This is a genomic window from Pantoea sp. 18069 (assembly GCF_902706035.1).
GTDB lineage: Bacteria > Pseudomonadota > Gammaproteobacteria > Burkholderiales > Burkholderiaceae_C > Comamonas.
In genome coordinates this window covers 77,894-96,940 of record NZ_CACSJA010000013.1, presented here as the reverse complement: position 1 = coordinate 96,940, position 19,047 = coordinate 77,894, and the positions used below count along the sequence as shown (strand labels likewise).

At 66.4% G+C, this 19,047-nt stretch carries 20 protein-coding genes; 16 read left to right on the top strand and 4 right to left on the bottom strand.

Annotated features, from left to right (window positions below):
* Nucleotides 1–7 precede the first annotated feature (7 nt).
* Genes thrC through GVL12_RS12460 form a run of 5 tightly spaced genes read left to right on the top strand, consistent with a single transcriptional unit; the run spans nucleotide 8 to nucleotide 3,799 of the window.
* Complete coding sequence (thrC, locus tag GVL12_RS12480; protein ID WP_159914389.1) at nucleotides 8–1,432, top strand: threonine synthase; 1,425 nt, start codon at nucleotides 8–10, stop codon at nucleotides 1,430–1,432.
* 12 nt (nucleotides 1,433–1,444) lie between these two features.
* On the top strand, nucleotides 1,445–1,990 hold the full coding sequence (gene mobB / locus GVL12_RS12475) for a molybdopterin-guanine dinucleotide biosynthesis protein B (RefSeq protein ID WP_159914387.1): 546 nt from the start codon (nucleotides 1,445–1,447) through the stop codon (nucleotides 1,988–1,990).
* Between the two features lie 8 nt (nucleotides 1,991–1,998).
* Entirely contained in the window at nucleotides 1,999–3,219 is a 1,221-nt protein-coding gene (glp, locus tag GVL12_RS12470) for a gephyrin-like molybdotransferase Glp (RefSeq protein WP_159914385.1), read from the top strand.
* An 11-nt stretch (nucleotides 3,220–3,230) separates the two neighbouring features.
* Nucleotides 3,231–3,479 carry a molybdopterin converting factor subunit 1 gene (gene moaD, locus GVL12_RS12465; protein ID WP_200843718.1) on the top strand — a complete coding sequence of 83 codons (249 nt, stop codon included), beginning with the start codon at nucleotides 3,231–3,233 and terminating at the stop codon, nucleotides 3,477–3,479.
* A gap of 2 nt (nucleotides 3,480–3,481) precedes the next feature.
* Nucleotides 3,482–3,799, top strand: a complete 318-nt coding sequence (locus GVL12_RS12460) for a recombinase family protein (RefSeq protein ID WP_159914381.1) — start codon at nucleotides 3,482–3,484, stop codon at nucleotides 3,797–3,799.
* Between the two features lie 456 nt (nucleotides 3,800–4,255).
* On the opposite strand, the gene GVL12_RS12455 is transcribed toward GVL12_RS12460, so the two are convergent.
* Entirely contained in the window at nucleotides 4,256–4,594 is a 339-nt protein-coding gene (locus tag GVL12_RS12455) for a hypothetical protein (protein WP_159914379.1), read from the bottom strand.
* 4 nt (nucleotides 4,595–4,598) lie between these two features.
* Nucleotides 4,599–4,853, bottom strand: a complete 255-nt coding sequence (locus tag GVL12_RS12450) for a hypothetical protein (RefSeq protein ID WP_159914377.1) — start codon at nucleotides 4,851–4,853, stop codon at nucleotides 4,599–4,601.
* A gap of 70 nt (nucleotides 4,854–4,923) precedes the next feature.
* Here GVL12_RS12450 and GVL12_RS12445 point away from each other — a divergent pair, with 70 nt between their 5' ends.
* The 7 genes from GVL12_RS12445 (at nucleotide 4,924) to GVL12_RS12415 (ending at nucleotide 12,335) form a co-directional block, all read left to right on the top strand.
* Nucleotides 4,924–5,154 carry a hypothetical protein gene (locus GVL12_RS12445; RefSeq protein ID WP_159914375.1) on the top strand — a complete coding sequence of 77 codons (231 nt, stop codon included), beginning with the start codon at nucleotides 4,924–4,926 and terminating at the stop codon, nucleotides 5,152–5,154.
* Nucleotides 5,151–5,648, top strand: coding sequence for a molybdenum cofactor biosynthesis protein MoaE (locus tag GVL12_RS12440; protein WP_159914373.1), 498 nt, complete (start codon nucleotides 5,151–5,153; stop codon nucleotides 5,646–5,648). The genes GVL12_RS12445 and GVL12_RS12440 overlap by 4 nt, the downstream gene beginning before the upstream one ends.
* A 126-nt stretch (nucleotides 5,649–5,774) precedes the next feature.
* Nucleotides 5,775–8,384, top strand: coding sequence for an ATP-dependent chaperone ClpB (clpB, locus tag GVL12_RS12435; protein ID WP_159914371.1), 2,610 nt, complete (start codon nucleotides 5,775–5,777; stop codon nucleotides 8,382–8,384).
* Nucleotides 8,385–8,425: 41 nt separating this feature from the next.
* Nucleotides 8,426–8,770 (top strand): hypothetical protein, encoded by a 345-nt coding sequence (locus tag GVL12_RS12430; RefSeq protein ID WP_200843712.1) that lies wholly within the window; start codon nucleotides 8,426–8,428, stop codon nucleotides 8,768–8,770.
* Between the two features lie 129 nt (nucleotides 8,771–8,899).
* On the top strand, nucleotides 8,900–10,339 hold the full coding sequence (locus tag GVL12_RS12425) for a coniferyl aldehyde dehydrogenase (protein WP_159914369.1): 1,440 nt from the start codon (nucleotides 8,900–8,902) through the stop codon (nucleotides 10,337–10,339).
* A 179-nt stretch (nucleotides 10,340–10,518) separates the two neighbouring features.
* Entirely contained in the window at nucleotides 10,519–11,136 is a 618-nt protein-coding gene (locus GVL12_RS12420; protein ID WP_235033858.1) for a GNAT family N-acetyltransferase, read from the top strand.
* An 8-nt stretch (nucleotides 11,137–11,144) separates the two neighbouring features.
* Nucleotides 11,145–12,335: a methyltransferase gene (locus tag GVL12_RS12415; protein ID WP_159914367.1), complete on the top strand. Its 1,191-nt coding sequence runs from the start codon at nucleotides 11,145–11,147 to the stop codon at nucleotides 12,333–12,335.
* Between the two features lie 66 nt (nucleotides 12,336–12,401).
* Here the strand turns inward: GVL12_RS12415 and GVL12_RS12410 are convergent, their stop codons facing one another.
* A complete protein-coding gene (locus tag GVL12_RS12410; protein ID WP_159914365.1) occupies nucleotides 12,402–12,917 on the bottom strand; it encodes a hypothetical protein in 516 nt (171 codons plus the stop codon).
* A gap of 183 nt (nucleotides 12,918–13,100) precedes the next feature.
* On the opposite strand from GVL12_RS12410, the gene GVL12_RS12405 reads away from it, so the two are divergent.
* The 4 genes from GVL12_RS12405 to GVL12_RS12390 all read left to right on the top strand — a co-directional run bounded on the left by GVL12_RS12405 (nucleotide 13,101) and on the right by GVL12_RS12390 (nucleotide 17,186).
* Nucleotides 13,101–14,078 (top strand): tRNA-dihydrouridine synthase, encoded by a 978-nt coding sequence (locus GVL12_RS12405; protein ID WP_159914363.1) that lies wholly within the window; start codon nucleotides 13,101–13,103, stop codon nucleotides 14,076–14,078.
* 157 nt (nucleotides 14,079–14,235) lie between these two features.
* The gene (locus tag GVL12_RS12400; protein WP_159914361.1) at nucleotides 14,236–14,808 is read left to right on the top strand and encodes a hypothetical protein; all 573 of its coding nucleotides are present in this window, start codon (nucleotides 14,236–14,238) and stop codon (nucleotides 14,806–14,808) included.
* Nucleotides 14,805–16,145 carry a peroxidase gene (locus tag GVL12_RS12395; RefSeq protein WP_159914359.1) on the top strand — a complete coding sequence of 447 codons (1,341 nt, stop codon included), beginning with the start codon at nucleotides 14,805–14,807 and terminating at the stop codon, nucleotides 16,143–16,145. Before GVL12_RS12400 ends, GVL12_RS12395 begins: the two co-directional genes overlap by 4 nt.
* A gap of 21 nt (nucleotides 16,146–16,166) precedes the next feature.
* Nucleotides 16,167–17,186, top strand: a complete 1,020-nt coding sequence (locus GVL12_RS12390; RefSeq protein WP_159914357.1) for a hypothetical protein — start codon at nucleotides 16,167–16,169, stop codon at nucleotides 17,184–17,186.
* A 57-nt stretch (nucleotides 17,187–17,243) separates the two neighbouring features.
* On the opposite strand, the gene GVL12_RS12385 is transcribed toward GVL12_RS12390, so the two are convergent.
* Nucleotides 17,244–19,028: a phospholipase D family protein gene (locus GVL12_RS12385; RefSeq protein WP_159914355.1), complete on the bottom strand. Its 1,785-nt coding sequence runs from the start codon at nucleotides 19,026–19,028 to the stop codon at nucleotides 17,244–17,246.
* Between the last annotated feature and the right edge of the window lie 19 nt (nucleotides 19,029–19,047).

Below are 19,047 nucleotides of genomic sequence, written 5' to 3'. Positions count from 1 at the left end.
CCCGCCCATGCTGTACCTCTCCACCCGTGGTCATCCCGAACGCAAGCGTTTTTGCGACATCCTGCTCGAAGGCCTGGCGCCCGATGGCGGCCTGTACCTGCCGCAGAGCTATCCGCAGATCGACGACGCGCAGCTGAGCGAACTGCGCCGCGTCTACCATGAGCAAGGCTATGCCGAGCTCGCGTTTCGCATCCTGTCGCTGTACATCGACGACATTCCGGCCGACGACCTGCGCGCGCTGTGCGCCAGGACCTATACGGCCGAAATCTTCGGCACGGGCGAGATCGTGCCGCTGCGCCATGTCGAGGACGGCCTGTGGCTCGAAGCCCTGTCCAACGGCCCGACGCTGGCCTTCAAGGACATGGCGATGCAGCTGCTGGGCAACCTGTTCGAGTACGAACTGGGCCGGCGCGGCGAAACGCTCAACATCCTGGGCGCGACCAGCGGCGACACCGGCAGCGCGGCCGAGTACGCGATGCGCGGCAAGAAGGGCGTGCGCGTCTTCATGACCAGCCCCCACGGCCGCATGAGCCCGTTCCAGCAGGCGCAGATGTTCAGCCTGCAGGACGAGAACATCCACAACATCGCCATCGACGGCGTGTTCGACGACTGCCAGGACATCGTCAAGGCGGTCTCGAACGACCACGCGTTCAAGGCACGCTACAGGATAGGCACCGTCAACTCGATCAACTGGGCGCGGCTGCTGGCCCAGGTGGTGTACTACTTCGCGGGTTACCTGCAGGCCACGCAGAGCAACGAGCAGCAGGTCAGCTTTTCCGTGCCCAGCGGCAACTTCGGCAACGTCTGCGCGGGCCATGTGGCGCGCCAGATGGGCTTGCCCATCGCCAAGCTCGTGGTCGCGACCAACGAGAACGATGTGCTCGACGAGTTCTTCCGCACCGGCATCTACCGCGTGCGCGGCAGCGCCAACACCTATGAGACCTCGAGCCCGTCGATGGACATCAGCAAGGCCAGCAATTTCGAGCGCTTCGTGTTCGACCTGCTGGGCCGCGATGGCGAGCGCACGCGTGCGCTGTTCGAGCAGGGCGTGGCGCGCGACGGCTTCTTCGATCTGAGCGCCGATCCGCGGTTCGCCGAGGCCGCGGCGCGCTACGGTTTCGTCAGCGGCAAGAGCACGCATGCCGACCGCCTGGCAACGATCCGCGATGTTTCCGAGCGCTTCGGCATGGTGATCGACACCCATACCGCCGATGGCGTCAAGGTCGCGCGCGACCAGGCCTCCACGGTGCCTATGATCGTGCTCGAGACCGCATTGCCGATCAAGTTCGCCGAGACCATAGAAGAAGCGCTGGGCCATCTGCCCGACCGCCCGGCGAAGTTCGTCGGCATCGAGGACCTGCCCAAGCGCGTGCAGCGCATGCCCGCCGATGTGGACCAGATCAAGGCCTATATTGCGCAGCACTGCGACTGAGGGCGGGCGGCCATGAAAGTGGTCGGCTTTGCGGGCTACTCGGGCGCGGGCAAGACCACGCTGGTCGAGCAGGTGATTGCGCGGCTGCGCGCGCGCGGCCTGCGCGTGTCGGTGGTCAAGCATGCCCACCACCGCTTCGACATCGACCAGCCGGGCAAGGACAGCTGGCGCCACCGCCAGGCCGGGGCGTTCGAGGTGCTGGTGGTTTCGGACCAGCGCCTGGCGCTGATGCGCGAGTTCGAGCAGCCCGGCGCGCTCGATATCCACGCCATGCTTGCCGAGCTCGATGCCGGCGTCGACTGGGTGCTGGTCGAAGGCTTCAAGCACGGCGATCTGCCGAAGATCGAAGTCTGGCGCGCGCCGGCCGCGGGTGAGGCCGAGCGGCCGCTGCGCTGCACTGGCGACGCTGGCGTGCTGGCGCTGGCCACCGACGATCCGCAGAAACTTCCGGCGTCGCTGCCCGCGCCACTGGTCCTGCTGGACCTGAACCAGCCCGATGCCGTCGCCGGCTGGCTGATCGAGCAGAGCGCGCGCTTCGAATACCGCTCCCCTGAATGAAAGCTGATATGCGCGATTCCCTGACTTCCCTTGATGCGGCACTGGCAAGCGTGCTGGCCCAGGCACGCCTGCTTCCCGGCAGCGAGCAGGTCAGCACCTTCGACGCCGATGGCCGCGTGCTGCTGGCGCAGGCGGTGTCGCCGCTGCAGGTGCCGCCGCACGACAACAGCGCCATGGATGGCTACGCCGTGCGCAGCCGCGATATCACGGCCGCGGGCGCACTGCTGCCGGTGTCGCAGCGCATTGCCGCGGGCCAGATGGGCCAGCCGCTGGCGCCCGCGACGGCAGCGCGCATCTTCACCGGCGCGCCGCTGCCCGAAGGCGCCGACGCGGTGGTGATGCAGGAAGACTGCGAACTCCAGGAGGATGGGCAGGTGCGTGTGAACGCCCAGCCCAGGGCCGGCCAATGGGTGCGGCGTGCGGGCGACGACATCGTGCGTGGCGCCGTGGTGCTCGAAGCCGGCACGCGGCTCACGCCGGCCGAGCTCGGGCTCGCGGCGAGCATTGGCCTGGCGCAGCTTGAAGTCGCGCGCCGCCCGCGCGTGGCGCTGTTTTCGACGGGTGACGAGCTGGTCATGCCGGGCAGCGTGCGCCCCGAAGACATGCCGCCGGGCGCGATCTACAACAGCAACCGTTTCTTTCTGCGCGCCATGCTGCAGCGCCTGGGCTGCGAAGTCACCGACCTGGGCATCGTTCCCGACCAGCGCGAAGCCACGGTCACCGCGCTGCGTGACGCGGCGCGCGCGCACGACCTGATCCTGACCAGCGGCGGCGTGTCCGTGGGCGAGGAAGACCATATCAAGCCCGCGCTGGAGCAACTGGGCCAGCTCGATCTGTGGAAGATCGCGATCAAGCCCGGCAAGCCGTTTGCCTATGGCCGCCTGGGCGCCACGCATTTCATGGGACTGCCGGGCAACCCGGTCTCGAGCTTCGTGACCTTCCTGCTGCTGGTGCGGCCGTTTCTGCTGCGCCTGCAGGGCGTGGCCGATGTCGCGCCGCGCAGCATCGCGGCGCGCGCCGATTTCGACTGGCCGCGCGGCGACCGCCGGCGCGAATTCCTGCGCGTGCGCTACAACGCAGCCGGCGGGCTGGAGCTGTTCCGCAACCAGACCTCGAACCTGCTGACTTCGGCGGCCTGGGGTGATGGCGTGGTCGACAACCCGCCCGAAAACGCCATAGCGCGCGGCGATACGGTGCGCTTTCTGTCCTTTGCGGAGCTGATGGCATGAGCACCCCGATCATGGTCACCGTGCGCTATTTCGCCTCGATCCGCGAGGCGCTGGGCACGGGGTCCGAAACCTGTTGCACGGCCGCGGCCACGCTGGGCGCGCTGCGCGACGAATTGATCGCGCGCGGCGGCGCGAGCGCCCAGGCACTGGCGCGCGGCAAGGCGGTGCGCATGGCGCACAACCAGCAGCTCAGCGACGAGTCCGCGCCGCTGGCCGCAGGCGATGAAGTCGCTTTCTTTCCACCCGTGACCGGAGGCTGAGCATGGCCAAGGAAACCTCTGCGCCGCTGTCCGTCAGCGAGCGCACGCGCGCCGCGCTGGCCGATGCCAAGGCGCGCGGCGTGGTGCTGGGCAGCGCCGGAGCGCGCAATCTGCAGGCGACGCTGGAAAAGCGCACGCAGACGGCCGATGCGTTTGCGCGCCAGGTGCAACCCCTGTTCACCGAATTCCTGGCCCAGGGCCTGACCCACCGCCAGATGGCGGCCGAATTGAACCGCCGCGGCATTGCTGCCGCGCGTGGCGGAGAGTGGACGCATGGGCAGGTGCAGCGGATGTTGAATAGGCTGGCGGATTCGGTCTGAGCGCAGGTGAATTTGGGCAAGCAGTGGCGTCAAGCGAGTAAATACCGCTCGCCCTGAGCTCGTCGAAGGGCGTTTTGGGGCGTAATCTGCGTGCCCCAAAAACAGTATTGCGTATTGCCTCAGATCCTGCGTTCATCCTTCGACAGGCTCTCAAGAAACAGATTTTTTGTCAAGTAAATCAATGACTTAGAAAGCACTCGATTTGGGCAAACAGCAGCTGACTATGGGCGGCCTACTCTCAAAATACCGACCCTTCGATCCTTCGACGGGCTCAGGACTCAGGGCGAGCGGTGGTTTAGGGCACGATGGAAAACTCCGTTCGGGCTGAGCCTCGCTCGGCGCGCCCGTCGAAGCCCCGGTATTCAAGAAACCGGTCTCACTCCCCGCTGTTTCTTGTCAACGCATTGCGAGGCTTTGCCTCGCTTACCTTGCTCAGGACGAACGGTTTCTTGAGGCTCAGAGTTGCGCCGCCTCGCCGCCCTCCGGCGCGCCCAGCGCCGGACATTTCCACTCCAGCAGCTCCGCCAGGCGCTGCACCACCCAGCCGGCTTCGGCCGCGCTGAGCAGGGAATCGTCGGCGCGCAGGGCCGCGTGCATGCCCAGCAGCACGCCGGCTTCGGACGGTGCTTCGCGGTGGTACAGAATCTGCGCCTGCTCGACCAGATGGCTGGCCAGGTCTTCGCACAGTTCATAGCGTGCCAGCACTTCGGCCAGGGGCGTGCGCAGGCGCCCGCTGCGGTCGGCGTAGAGCGCCGCGAAACTCGGCGCCACGGTCAATTGGTTGCCTTCGGACATGGGCTCAATCCGGCGTGAAGTTCTTTTCGAAGTGGATCGCGTCGTCCACCTGCTCGAAGGTCGCGAGCTGCCCCATCTTCATGTCCTTGAGCCGGCAGGCGGCGAACAGGCTGTACTTGCCCTTGAAGCCGAAACTCGGCAGATCGATCAGCGCGTAGGGGTAGGGCACGAAGACTTCATACTCGAAGACCACGCGGTGTTCATTGCGCGGCGACGGGAAAAGCTTGTAGTGGCTGGTGGTGATTGCGAGAGAGGCCATGGTCTGAAGGTTACAGTGCGGGTCAATGCTAACGAAAAACGCATTGCCGTTTTGACTATGAGAGGGCGCCATGGCGCACAACAAGAATGAATGGGCCAACAAGGTGTTTGGCCTGATACGCGCTGGCAATGCCAGTGCGGCAACGGCACAGATCAAGGTGGCACCCACGGTGGGTGATCTCCAGCGTCTGCAGGCCCTGGTGGTCGGCTTGCCGAACACCAAGGAGAATCGCCAGCTGGCCACCGTGGTGCAAGAGGAACTGGCGCTATTGTCGGCTCCGCGGCTGCACCGTGCGCCATGAAGGATATGGCAGCTGGCTCGGCCGCGGTGCATATCGCGGTGCAGCCCCAGGATTTCGACGCCAGCGCCGAGCTCGCCGCGCTGCGCGCCTGTGATGCGCGCGTGGGCGCGGTCTGCTGTTTTGTCGGCTGCGTGCGCGACCGCAACGATGGCGACGCCGTGGCCTCGCTCGAGCTCGAGCACTATCCGGGCATGACCGAGCAGTCGATCGCGGCCATCGTCGACCAGGCCATTGCGCGTTTCGGCATCTTTGGCGCGCGCGTGATCCACCGCGTGGGCCTGCTCCAGCCGCTGGACCAGATCGTGCTCGTGGCCGTGAGCGCCGCCCACCGCGGCGCCTCGTTCGCGGCCTGCGAGTTCATCATGGACTACCTCAAGACCCAGGCGCCTTTCTGGAAGAAGGAGCAGACGCCCCAGGGCGCGCGCTGGGTCGATGCGCGCAGCGCCGACGACGCCGCGCTGGCGCGCTGGGCGCTTGCGGCCGGCGGTGGCTGAGCTGCGGCACCGGACCGTGGCAGCTCGGCGTGTTCGCGCCCTTGTCTGGCAGCTGGACGCGGCATTTCCAGGTTGAAATAGGGGGCAGCATCCCCACCTGTGGAGCAATTCGGAGGTATTTCACCCATGCGTATAGACAAACTGACGACAAAATTCCAGGAAGCCCTGTCCGAAGCCCAGACGCTTGCGCTGGGCGCCGACCATTCCAATATCGATCCCCTGCACCTGCTGCTGGCCCTGCTGCAGCAGGACGACGGCCCGCGCTCGCTGCTGCAGCGCGCGGGCGCCAATGTCGGCGCGCTGCAGACCGCGACGCAAAAAGCCGTGCAGGACCTGCCCAAAGTGCAGGTGCAGGACCAGGTGCAGGTCGGCTCGGACCTCCGGCGGCTGCTGCAGGCCACCGAAAAGGAAGCCCTCAAGCGCGGTGACCAGTTCATCGCCAGCGAGCTGTTCCTGCTCGCGCTCAGCGACAGCAACACGCGCGCCGGCCAGCTGCTCAAGGAGCACGGCCTGTCGCGCAAGAGCCTGGAGTCGGCGATCGAAGCCGTGCGCGGCGGCCACAGCGTGGACAGCGCCGAAGCCGAGGGCCAGCGCGAAGCACTGAAGAAATACACGCTCGACCTGACCGAGCGCGCGCGCAGCGGCAAGCTCGACCCGGTGATCGGCCGCGACGAGGAAATCCGCCGCGCGATCCAGGTGCTGCAGCGGCGCACCAAGAACAACCCGGTGCTCATCGGCGAGCCCGGCGTGGGCAAGACGGCGATTGTCGAAGGCCTGGCCCAGCGCATCCTGGCCGGCGAAGTGCCCGAAAGCCTCAAGAACAAGCGCGTGCTGTCGCTGGACATGGCGGGCCTGCTCGCGGGCGCGAAGTACCGCGGCGATTTCGAGGAGCGCCTCAAGGCCGTGCTCAAGGAGCTGGGCCAGGAAGAAGGCCGGGTCATCCTGTTCATCGACGAAATCCACACCATGGTCGGCGCGGGCAAGGCCGACGGCGCGATGGACGCGGGCAACATGCTCAAGCCGGCGCTGGCGCGCGGCGAGCTGCACTGCATAGGCGCGACCACGCTCGATGAATACCGCAAGTACATCGAGAAGGACGCGGCGCTCGAGCGGCGCTTCCAGAAAGTGCTGGTCAACGAACCCAGCGTCGAGGACACGATCGCGATTTTGCGCGGCCTGCAGGTCAAGTACGAGGCCCACCATGGCGTGGACATCACCGACCCGGCCATCGTCGCCGCGGCCGAGCTGAGCCACCGCTACATCACCGACCGTTTCCTGCCCGACAAGGCGATCGACCTGATCGACGAGGCCGCGGCGAAGATCAAGATCGAAATCGATTCCAAGCCCGAAGTGCTCGACCGGCTCGACCGGCGCATGATCCAGCTCAAGATCGAGCGCGAAGCGATGAAGAAGGAAAAGGACGAGGCGTCGCAAAAGCGCCTGTCGCTGATCGAGGAAGATCTGGGCAATCTGGAGCGCGAATACGCCGATCTCGAGGAAATCTGGAAAAGCGAGAAAGCCAGCGCCCAGGGTTCGGAGCAGATCCGCAAGGACGTCGACCAGATCCGCATCCAGATCGAGGAACTCAAGCGCAAGGGCGATTTCAACAAGGTCGCCGAGCTGCAATACGGCAAGCTGCCCGCGCTCGAGCAGCAGCTCAAGCAAGCCCAGGCCCATGAAGACGGCGTGGGCGCGGGCGGCGCGCCCGCGCACCGGCTGCTGCGCACGCAGGTCGGCGCCGAGGAAATCGCCGAAGTCGTGAGCCGCGCGACGGGCATTCCCGTGGCCAAGATGATGCAGGGCGAGAAAGACAAGCTGCTGAAGATGGAAGACAAGCTGCATGAGCGCGTGGTCGGCCAGGAAGAGGCGATCGCGGCCGTCGCGAATGCGATCCGGCGCTCGCGCTCGGGCCTGTCCGACCCCAACCGCCCGACCGGTTCGTTCCTGTTCCTCGGCCCCACGGGCGTGGGCAAGACCGAGCTGTGCAAGGCGCTGGCCGGCTTCCTGTTCGACAGCGAGGACCATCTGATCCGCGTCGACATGAGCGAATTCATGGAAAAGCACTCGGTCGCGCGGCTGATTGGCGCGCCGCCGGGCTATGTGGGCTACGAGGAAGGCGGCCATCTCACGGAAGCCGTGCGCCGCAAGCCCTACAGCGTGCTGCTGCTCGACGAGGTCGAGAAGGCCCACCCCGACGTGTTCAACGTGCTGCTGCAGGTGCTTGACGACGGCCGCCTCACGGACGGCCAGGGCCGCACCGTGGATTTCAAGAACACCGTCATCGTCATGACCAGCAATATCGGCTCGCCGCTGATCCAGGCCATGGTCGGTGCAGACGCGAGCGACATCAAGGATGCGGTCTGGGGGGAACTAAAAAACCATTTCCGACCCGAATTCCTTAACCGCATCGACGAAACCGTGGTGTTCCATGCGCTGGATGCGAAAAATATCGCGTCGATCGCACGGATCCAGCTCAAGCTGCTCGAACAGCGGCTGGCGAAAATGGACCTCACGCTCGAGGTGTCGAGCCAGGCCGTGGACGAGCTTGCCAAGGTGGGCTTCGATCCGGTGTTCGGTGCGCGTCCGCTCAAGCGGGCGATACAGCAGCGCATCGAGAACCCGCTGTCGCGCCTGCTGCTCGAAGGGCGTTTCCCGCCCAAGAGCGTGATTGCGGTACAGGTCGATCCGGTGCTCGAGCCGGGCGTGTTCCAATTTACATTGGCTGACCGGGAGTGAATCTCCTGGTTGGCGAGAAAGGCCTCACTTTGAATGAATTCGTGACTCTGGTGCTTCGCTGGTCGGTGCGCATCTTCCTGCTCATCGCCGCGACCATCTTCTTCCTGAGCCTGCTGGCTGCGGCCAGCCTGCTGGCACTGGTCTGGGGCGCACGCGCGCTCTGGGCCAAGCTCACCGGTCGCCCGGTCACTCCCTGGGTCATGGGCGTGAGCCCGGGCGCGGCCTGGAGCACGGTCTACCGTTCGCGCACCGTCTGGACGGGACCGGCCGCTGCGGCGCCCGCCGCCGAAAGCGCCGTGGACAATCCGCGCCATCGCGGCGGCATCCTGCGCGGCAATGACGAAGTCGTTGACGTGCAGCCGCGAGAGATCAGGAACACCCACTGAGCCGCTGACGCGGCTTCGCCCTCTGAGGGGGACGGCACCCTCGCTGGGGGGCGGCCCTCGGCTTGCTGCCCCCATGTCGGGGCGCAGCGATGATGTCTTTGGTTACTGTTTTTGTGAGCGCGCATTTTGATGATCCCTGCCGATCTCCATCGTCTGTTCGAGGCCCAGCACCAGGCCAGTCGGTCCCAGGTCGAGGTACCGTTGCTGGTGCGGCGCGAGCGCCTGCTGCGCATTCGCAAGATGCTCGACGAACATGGGGCGGTGCTTGCGGCCGCGGTGCAGGCCGATTTCGGCATGCGCTCGCCGCGCCTGACCGAGGTCGCCGATTTCTTCGTGCTGCGCAATCTGCTCAACCAGTGCCTGCGCAAGCTCTCGCGCTGGATGCGGCCGCAGCGCGTGCGCACGCCCCTGTACCTGCTGCCCGCGCGCGCGCGCATCGAGCGCCAGCCGCTGGGCGTGGTGGGCGTGATCTCGCCCTGGAACTACCCGGTGCAGCTTGCGCTCGCCCCCGCGATCACGGCGCTGGCCGCGGGCAACCGCGTGATGCTCAAGCCCAGCGAACTCACGCCCCATACCTCGGCCCAGCTCGCGGCGCTGGTCGAACAGTTCTTTGCGCCGGATGAATTTTGCGTGGTGCAGGGCGACGCGAGCGTGGCGACCCAGTTCTCGGGACTGCCGTTCGATCACCTGGTGTTCACGGGCTCGACGGCCGTGGGCCGGCGCGTGGCCCAGGCTGCGGCCGTGCACCTGACACCGACCACGCTCGAGCTTGGCGGCAAGTCGCCCTGCCTGATTGCGCAGGATTGCGACCTCGCCGACGCCGCACTGAAGATCGCGCACGGCAAGCTGCTCAATGCGGGCCAGACCTGCATCGCTCCCGACTATGTGCTGCTGCCGCGCGGGCGCGAACAGGCGTTTGCCCAGGCCTATCGCGCGGCCGTGGCAAGGCTGTACCCGACCATCGTCGGCAACCCCGATTACGCGTCCATCCTGACCAAGCGCCACCTGGCGCGGCTGCGCCAGATGCTGCGCCAGGCGCAGTCGCTGGGCGCGCGCGTCGAATTGATGGGCCCTGCACAGGCCCAGCCCGGCGAGGCCGCGGCCAGCCTGTGGAGCGACGCGGCCGAGCGGCAGATGCCGCCCGCGCTGGTGTTCGGCGCGACCTCGGAAATGCAGCTGATGCAGGAAGAAATCTTCGGTCCCATCCTGCCGGTGATCACCTACGAGCGCCTGGACGACGTGGTCGCGGCGCTCAATGCCGGCCCCCGGCCCCTGGCTCTATACTGGTTCGGCAGCGACGAAAATGTACGGGACGGTATACTCCGGCGAACTGTCAGCGGCGGGGTGACGGTCAACGACACCCTGATGCACATAGCGCACGACAACCTGCCGTTTGGCGGGGTTGGCGACAGCGGCTGGGGGGCGTACCACGGAGAGCAAGGCTTTTTGCGGTTCAGCCACCAGAAGTCGGTGTTGCTGCAGTCGCGCTGGTCCATGGGAGCGTTGTTCTATCCTCCCTACGGGCCTCGGCTTGACCGGGTGATGGGGCTGCTCCGGCGCTGGTTATAGCGCCTGAACAGCCTGCGTCATCTGCAGGAGTTCAGGCCCGCGCAAGGCATTTTTTGTCTCCATCCATCGAACGTTGAAGCCTGTCCGGGTTGGCCAGGCCGACGCCGGTGTCTGCCTGTTTTGCAGGCGTTATCACATCGGCTTTGGCAGGGCAAGGCGATCAAGACAGCCGTACTCGCGTGAATGGCTACACATTCGCGCCAGCCGGCAAAAAAACGTTTGCGGTGACAATTGCCGCTTTTCCCATTTTCACCTGTTTTCGTTTCGGTATTTCCATGTCCAGTTTCCAGGTTCGTCCCGCCACGCTTCGCGATGCCAAGGCCATTGCACAGATCCATACCGCCTCCGCTACGGAGGCATACCGAGGGCTGGTTCCTGACGATCAGTTGAAATCCATGTCGTCGGTTGAAAAGCGCCAGGCGTACTGGCGTGAAGCCATTGAATATTGTGAGCCCCAGGTCCAGGTCGCCATCGATGGCGACAAGATCGTGGGCTTTGTCGGCTTCGATCGCTCGCGCGATGAGAAGTCCCGTCCTACCACCGGCGAGATCTGGGCCATTTACGCGGCTCCCTCGCATTGGGGCCAGGGCGTGGGTGTGACCCTCTGGGATGCAGCCCGCGACGGCCTGGCCGAAGAAGGCTGCACCAATGTCACCGCCTGGGTGCCGCTGCGCAATGAACGCGCCCTGCGCTTCCATGAAATGGCCGGTTTCAAGCGCGAAATGTCGACCGCCAAGACTGCCGTCATTGGCGGTATCAAGATTGAAGAAGTGCGTCTCAAGCGCCCATTGAACTGAAAGCCCCGATGCTGCATTGGCATGAAAAAAACAAGGAGCGCAGCGCTGTCTGGCGCTCCGAAAGTGGTCTCGCGGCACCCCGCAAGGTGGTGATCGCCGACGACACCCTGTCTGCCGATGCGGCCCATCGTCTGGCATGCGAAGGAACTTCGCTGCTGTGGCGCGGCGATTTCCAGAACGCCCGCCTGCTGCTGCAGGCGCTGATGCGCCGCCAGGAGCGCGATCCGCGCAAGTCCTCGGCCAAGGCCAGGCGCCAGTTGCGCCAGGCCGCGCAAAAACAGGAAATCCTGCCCGAAGAGACTTTCCCGCATGCGTTCCACCTGCACCGCCAGGCCCAGGCCCAGCGTGCACGCGTGCTGTCGAGCATTCTGATCGAGCTGCAACCCGACTACGTGATCAGCCTGCGCCGCGCGCCCGATCTGCGCCAGCCCATCATCGAAGGCTGGGGCAAGCCCGAGAAGCTGGACCAGACCATCGTCACGCCGCTGCGCGAGCTGCTGGGCCTGGTCGGTGCGCACGAGTGGCGCAAGAAGGGCGTCGAAATCGAAGCGCTGGGCATTGCGCCGAACAACCGCATCCATCCGCACTACGCGGTGTTTTCGCCGGTGCGCGCAGAGTATGTGGGCCTGGTGGCCGAGGCGCCGCTGCCGGCGGGCGCGCAGACGCTGGCCTATGACATCGGTGTCGGCACGGGCGTGCTCACGGCCGTGCTGTCGCGCCGCGGTGTCAAGCGCATCGTTGCTACCGACATGTCGCCGCGCGCCATAGCCTGCGCACGCGAAAACCTGCAGACGCTGGGCTGCCTGAACAAGGTCGAACTGCTGCAGACCGACCTGTTCCCCGCAGGCCGCGCGCCGCTGGTGGTCTGCAACCCGCCCTGGGTGCCGGCCAAGCCGAGCTCGGCGCTAGAGCATGCGATCTACGATGAGGGCAGCCGCATGCTGCGCGGATTCCTCGGCGGTGTCGCCGGGCATCTGACGCCGGACGGCGAAGCCTGGCTGATCCTGTCGGACCTGGCCGAGCACCTGGCGCTGCGCAGCCGCGAAGAGCTGATGGGCTGGATCGACGCGGCAGGCCTCAAGGTCGTCGGCCGCCTCGACGCCAAGGCCAGCCATGGCAAGGTCGCCGACACCACCGACGCGCTGCATGCGGCGCGCGCGGCCGAAGTCACCACGCTGTGGCGTCTTGCGCTGCGCTGATGCACGTGCAGGCCTGGGCCTGACAAACTGAAAAGCCGGTGCCTCCGATGGGAGGCCCGGCTTTTTTCATTCATTGGGCTCAAGGCTCCAGTCCGGCACCAGATGCACCAACTGCTGGCTCAGCTGCATTGCGCGCTGCGCGCCTGCATGCGCGGCGACGGCGTTGAGCAGCGCGTCGCAGACGCTGCGCAGCGCCTGCACGTCGCGCGCTTCGCGCAAGGCCTGGCGCAATTGGTCGGCCGTGGCCTGCTGGCGGTTGGCAAACAGGCGCTCGACCATGTCGAACAGATACATGCGTGTGCCGGCGAGCGTCATCGCGGGAGGCGCTGTCGGCCCGAATGTCGCCGGCTGGACTGGCATCGCTGCTGGCGCAGGAGCAGGGGTTTCCGTCGTGTGCGACACCAGATAGCCGGAGTGCAGCAATTGCGCCACCAGGGCTTCGCCCTGTCCGTGGTACATCTGCGCGAGCTGGGTATACGGCGTGCCTTCGGCGAGCAGCAGCAGCGAGCGTTCGCGCAGGTTCAGGCTGCGCGAACCAGGTGCCAGTTCCTGATGGGCTTTGGTCGTCTTGTACAGCAGCATGGGCAGGCCATCGATCCGGGAAACGCTGATTGCACGCCATGCAGATGACGGGGTTGTGACGTGCATGGCGGCGGGGCATGCGCCCTGGCGCGACAATGCGGGTCAAATCAGAGTGAATGCGGGAATTTCTATGACGAATCGGGTGAGGGGACTGCGCCGGCGCCCCGGGTGCAGGGTGGAGCGATGAAGCTGTTGCTCGCGCCCATGGAGGGGCTGCTGGATTTCGTGCTGCGCGACGTGCTGACCCGCGTCGGCGGCGCCGACCGCTGCGTGAGCGAGTTCATCCGCGTCACGGGCACCGTGCTGCCCGACAAGGTGTTTTTGCGCACCATGCCCGAATTGCGCAATGGCAGCCGCACGCTCGCCGGCGTGCCGGTGCGCGCCCAGCTGCTGGGCTCGGACCCGCAAAGCCTGGCCGAGAACGCGGCCAACCTCGCGCGGCTGGGGCCCGAAGGCATAGACCTCAATTTCGGCTGTCCGGCCAAGGTCGTCAACCGCCATGGCGGCGGTGCGGCCCTGCTGCAGGACCCGGAACATATCGCACGCGTGGTCGAGGCCGTGCGCCGGGCCGTGCCGGCCCACCTGCCGGTATCGGCCAAGATGCGCCTGGGCTTCAACGACACCGGCCTGATGCGCGAATGCGCGCAGGCCATGGCCCAGGGTGGGGCCTGCGAGATCGTGGTCCATGCGCGTACCAAGCTCGATGGCTACCGGCCGCCGGCCTATTGGGAGCTGATTCCGCGCATACGCGAGGCCGTCTGCGTGCCGGTAATTGCCAATGGCGAAATCTGGACCGTGGAAGAGGCGCTGCGCTGCCGTGCGCAGTCGGGCTGCGACGACCTGATGCTGGGCCGGGGCATAGTCGCCGACCCGGGCCTGGCGCTGGCCATTCGTGCCGCGGTCGAGGGGCCTCAGGCAGGGGGGCCGAGCGTTGAAGTCAGCTGGCCGTCGCTGCTGCCGCAGATCGCGCGTTTCTGGGAAATGGTCTGCGAAGACCTCGAGCCGCGCCAGCGCGCGGGACGCCTCAAGCAATGGCTCAACCTGCTGCGCCGGCGCTACCCCGAGGCCGAGGTGGCGTTCCAGGAAGTGCGCGTGCAGACCGACCAGAATGCGATCACGCAGTGGGTCGCTGACCTGCCAGGCCGTTCGGTTCGTTGCTGACACCCTGTCGACCGCTTTTCGCACCGTCGCGAAGCACCTGTGCGCCTACGATCAGCCACAGGCCATAACGCATCACGCGTGAACCTGCAAGGCCCACGGCCGCGCTGCCGTGGTGTGGAAAGTTTCCGACCCAAGCGTCGGCCATCGAGGGGGACTTATGTCAAAAGCCTCGGATTCTAAGGACTGGACCCAGCCGGCCGCGATGGCGATCCCGAAAGGGGGATTGCTGCCCGGCCCGGTCGAGCAGGGCCGGTACGGGCCGGTCTTTCCCAAGACGCCTGCATGCTACGGTTTCTCCATCGTCGCGAAGATTCTCGACGGGCATGAGGAAGCCTTCCATGCGTACGCGCGCCAGCTCGAAAAGACCGTTGCCAGCCAGCCCGATGCGCTGGCCGTATTGAAGCTGCATTACCTGCGCTGGGTGTTGTTTCCCATCCAGGGCGACACCTATTTCATGTACCAGGGAATCTTCGACACGGACTTCGACAAGTACACCGAGGATGCCATTTCGATCTTCAGCGCGACCGGGATCTCCACGGTGTTCGAGAACCTGGAGGGGTTTCCGCAGGACTGGAGGACGAATGCGCGGGCCTTCATCCAGTTCGTGCGCGACCACCATTGCCCCAGTTTCCTGGAGTACGGCGAGTACCCGCATGTCAGTGCGCAGGAAATCAAGAAAGCGCTGAGGGTGAAGGCATCTCTCTCGGAGATGCTGGATCAGATGCAATGAGCGCCTGGCCTTCGCTGGCGCTGGACGACATCCAGCACATTCTGCTGACGCGCGCGCCCGCGCTCAGCGGACGCTACGAATTCCTCACGTTCAAGGACCCCGTGGGCGGGCGGGCCTGGCTTGGCGCCATGCGCAAACAGGTCCGGTCCGCGCAGGCCATGCGTGCCTGCGTGGAGCGCGACCAGCGCTGGGTCACGCTGGCGTTCACCTGCCGCGGCCTGCGTGCGCTGGGCGTGGAGCAGGCCGCGCTCGACGCGCTGCCGCAGGAGTTCCGCGAGGGCATGGCGGCGCGCGCCGAGGTGCTGGGCGACACCGGCGCCAATGCGCCGTCGCAGTGGACGGACCACACGCCCAGCCCCGATCTGCATGCGATTGCGATCCTGTTCGCGCGCGACGCGGCCGAGCGCGCGCGCTGTGTTCTTGCGCACGGCAAACTGCTTGCCGTGTGCCCCGGCGTCGAAGTGCTGTCGGCGCTCGATGTCGACGCGCTGCCGCCCTTCGATTACGCGCACGACCATTTCGGCTACCGCGACCGGCTCTCGCAGCCGGTGATCGAGGGTGCGGGGGAGGAGCCCACGCCCGGCTCGGGCGTCCCGCTCAAGGCGGGCGAGTTCATCCTCGGCTACCCCGATGAAAGCGGTGTGGATGCACCCTTGCCGCAGCCTGAAATCCTGTGGCGCAACGGCAGCTTCATGGCCTATCGCCGGCTGCAGGAGCATGTCGGGCGCTTTCGTGAGTTTCTGCGCGAGAACGGCAGCACGCCCGAGGAGCGCGAATGGCTCGCGGCGAAACTGATGGGCCGCTGGCGCAGCGGGGCACCGCTGGTGCTGGCTCCCGACAAGGACGACCCGGCGCTGGGCGCCGACGCGCGGCGCAACAACGATTTCAACTACCGCCAGCAAGACCCGCATGGCTACGCCGTGCCGCTGGGCGCGCATATCCGCCGCATGAACCCGCGCGACACGGCGGTCAACATGAACCGTCGGCGCATGATCCGCCGTGGCGCGACCTATGGGCCGCATCTTCCGGAAGGCATGCCCGATGACGGCGCGGAGCGCGGCATTGCGGCGTTCGTGATCTGCGCGAGCCTGATCCGGCAGTTCGAATTCGCGCAGAACGTGTGGGTGAACGACAGGAACTTCCACGAACTCGGCAATGAGCGTGACCCTATCATCGGCGCGCAGGATGGAACGCTGGAGTTCAAGATCCCGCAGCGGCCGATACGCAAAAGAATCACGGGACTGCCCGCGTTCACTTCCGTGCGCGGCGGCGCCTACTTCCTTTTGCCTGGATTGAACGCGCTGCGCTGGCTCTCGCGGCTTGGCAGCACGCGTTGAGGCACGCACCCGGAGGCCGTCATGAACCCATCCCCTTTGCCCGCCCGCAGCTACAACCAGGAGCATGTCCGCCGCAAATACACCGCGGGAAAACGGCGGCTGAGCATCTACTGGACCTGGAGCTATCCGTTGGAGGCGCAGCGCGATCCGGCGGCAATGGAAAATCGCTTCTCGACCATGACCGAAGTGCGCAACGTGCTGTGGCCGGCCTATGAAACGCCGCAGTGGAGTGCAGCGCAGTTCCTGCAAGGCATCGCCGGCACGCTCGAGCTGTTCCACCGCTCTTCGCTGAGCTTCCAGCGGCTCGCGGGCGCGCTGACGGGCCACCCCGTCGCGGTTTTTCAGCGTGTCGACCAGGCGGGCTTCAGGCTGCCCATTGACGAGCGGATTCTTGCCGACACGGATACGCTCCTGGTGTTCGGGCTGGACCATCTGCAGTGGGGAGATGCATGTGCGGACGCAGAGGTTTCGGCCATCCGCCGCTGGCTGGAGCGCGCAGGCACTTGCCTGCTGCTCGCCCCCCACCACGATGTGGGCTTCACCGAGGACCTGGAACAGCGCCAGATGGAGTACCTGCACCACGGGGATCGCCTGGTGCCGCGCCAGCAGCGCTTCACCCGGTATGTGCGCTCGCTGATGCAGGCGCTGGGCGTGCCGGTGCACAACCTCTGGGGGCTATGCCCTGCCAGGGACAGGCAGACGAACGAGATCGCGCCGCTCACGGCCTTTCGCGATCTCGACCAGCCGGGGCTGCTCAAGGATGTCTCCACGCTCAGCTTCCATCCGCATCTGCCGCACTACGAGATCACCGACAAGGACAGCCAGGCGATTCATCTGCTGGCGCGCCAGCCGATTGACCTGGAGCGTGCACACCCGTTCACCGCCGCCGGCAATACAGAGTTCAACTGCCTGCTGTGGATGCCGCCCGACACGCAGCGCGCCGGCGACATCGTGCTGGTGGACCTGACCCACTTCACCACGCTGTTTGGCGTCTCGCAGAGCCTGCAGAATTTCTGGCGCAATCTCGCCACCATGCGATGAACATAGGCGCCGCTGTGCGCCAGGCGTGCCCAGCAGGGCAGCGGTGCTGCGGGGCGGTTACAGCAGGTGGTCTGGCGCCAGGGGGCCGAGCAATTTCAGCATCCAGCGCAGCGGCAGGCTCGCATCGGGCTCGGAGTGCGCATCTTCGAGGCCGCTGTCCTGCGGCGCGCGCCACAGCAGGCGGTTGTTGTCGGTCAGCACCACATGCCAGGCACTTTCGGTGAGACCCGCTTCGATGTTTTCCGTGGCAAGCCGCCCCAGGGCCTGGCTTGCGATCAGCAGCGCGATCTCGGTGTTGTGCAGCTGCGAGCGCATGTCGAGGTTCATCGAGCCGACCGCGACCAGGCCGCCGTCGATGACCAGCAGCTTGGAGTGCAGCATGGCGCGCGAGGCGCCCGGGCCGCTGCCCGACGACAGGCTGTCGCGCAGGCCCGCGTGTTCGCTGCGCATTTCGTAGAGCTGCACGCCCATGGCCAGCAGGTCCTTGCGGTGGCGTGCATAGCCGGCATGGGCTATGGGCGCGTCGTTGGAGGCCAGGGAATTGGTCAGTACGCGCACGCGCACGCCGCGTTCGCGTGCCGCGGCAAACGCCTGCTTCATGTCGTCGCCGGGAACGAAATAGGGCGAGACCACGAGCAGATCCCGGCGCGCATGCCGGATCAGGGCCAGCAGGCCGTCGACCACGGTATCGACCTGCTGCCCCACGGCGCCCAGGCTGCCGCCCGAGCGCACGGCCATGGTGCCCGTGCCGGGCCGCAGGCCCGGCGCCAGCGCGGTCGTGGCTGTGGCGGGGGGCGTGTCGGTCTCGGCAGTGTCTTGGGCCTCGCCGGGCTGGCTCGCGGCGCCCGTGGCCGTCGGCGTAGGGCCTTCGCCTTCGAGCGCGATCTTGGTCGGTTTGTCGGCGAGCACTGCGGCCCGGGCCCAGATCCAGGGCGCCAGGTCGAGATTCATGGCCGTCTGGTCCCAGATGGTCGGGGCGCCTTCGTCGGGGGGCGCCGCAGCCTGCCGGGACGCTGCCTTGCGCGCCGCGGCCTGGGCGGACGTTTCCATGCGCTCGAGTTCGGCGCGGCTGATCAGCGAAGACACGGGATAGGCGCGCTGGTTGTTCCAGTAGCTGTCGAAGCTGCGCGACAGGTCCTGCACGATGGGGCCGGCGGCCATCACGTCCAGATCGATGAAGTTGCCGCTTTCGTCCTGGTCGAAATAGGCGTCGCCGAGATTGCGCCCGCCCGCGATGCCTATCACGTTGTCCGCGAGGAACAGCTTGTTGTGCATGCGCTGCTGGGCGCGGTGGAAATCGGTCAGTGTGCTGAAGGCCCGCATTACCGCGGAGTTGCGCGGCCCGGTCAAGGGGTTGAACAGGCGCATTTCTATGTTCGGCACATAGGCCAGGCGCAGTACCTGGGCATTGCTGCCGACGCTGTGGAAGTCATCGAGCAGGATGCGCACGCGCACGCCGCGTTCGGCGGCCGTGACCAGGCCGCGCAGCAGGCGCCCCGAGCTCGCATCGGCATGGATGGCGTAGTACTGCAGGTCCAGTGTCTTTTGCGCGGACTCGATCAGCGCCAGCCGGCTGCCATAGGCCGCGGGTGCCCCGGCAAGCAGCATGAATGCCGACGGGTGGCGCGCCTTGTCGGCCGCATGCCGCTGGCGCAGCCATTGCCCCAGCGCGGTCTGTGCGGGTTGTTGCCAGGCGTGGGATACGGGGCGGTCCACATCCTGCGGCAGGCTGCCGCAGGCACTCAGGCCAAAGCTCAGCAGCAGGGCGCACAAGGCCCCGCGCCAGCGCAGGCTCCTGGCACGGGGGCGCGGGTCCAGCCGGTCTACAGGGACAGTGGGCATAGGAATAGGGCAGAGGTGG